Source organism: Vibrio sp. 704 (assembly GCF_033339295.1).
Map to the genome: position 1 here is coordinate 1 of NZ_JAWOUH010000571.1, position 639 is coordinate 639.

1 protein-coding gene is annotated in these 639 nt (G+C 47.4%); it reads right to left on the bottom strand.

Annotated elements, in window-relative coordinates:
• On the bottom strand, positions 1 to 639 hold a 639-nt coding region (locus R7R24_RS27815), incomplete at both ends, for an efflux RND transporter permease subunit (protein WP_318120302.1).

Here is a 639-nt window from a genome sequence, read left to right on the forward strand (position 1 = left end):
TGCCAATCCACAGGAGTTATTTGAATCTGACCGATTTCGTCACCATTATCGCTCGATCCAGTGCGAGTGTAGACACTTTCAAACTCATCATGACCCAGCATGACCTTTTCAATTTCTCGCATTACGATATCTTTCTCATTAATGGAAAGATCCCCGTAAGAGCGTACTTTTACGGTGAAAAATGGCGGGTCGACTTCAGGGAAAAACTCAGCTCCTAACCCCGCTTTACTGTAAGTAAATCCAACACCACCCGCCAGCAATACCGCGCTCAGCAGCACTTTCCAAGGATGTTGAATCGCCACAAACAAGGTTTTGTAATAAAGCTTGGTAATTCCTGTCGCTTTCTCAAAGTTTCCGTTGTGTAGCTCCACCATTTCTTGTTGGGCTTTAGGATTGATAACCTGAGGTTTACCAATAATGCCGCCAATAACAGGCACAAATAGCAAAGCCATCACCAATGACGCCGCTAACGTCGCGATTAGCGTTAACGGTAAGTACTTCATAAACTCACCGGTAATATCCGGCCAAAAAAGAAGCGGAGCAAATGCCGCCAACGTAGTCGCGGTAGAGGCGGTGATCGGCCATGCCATGCGTTTGGCTGCGTCTCGGTATGCCTCTTTACGCGGCGTGCCTTCTTGC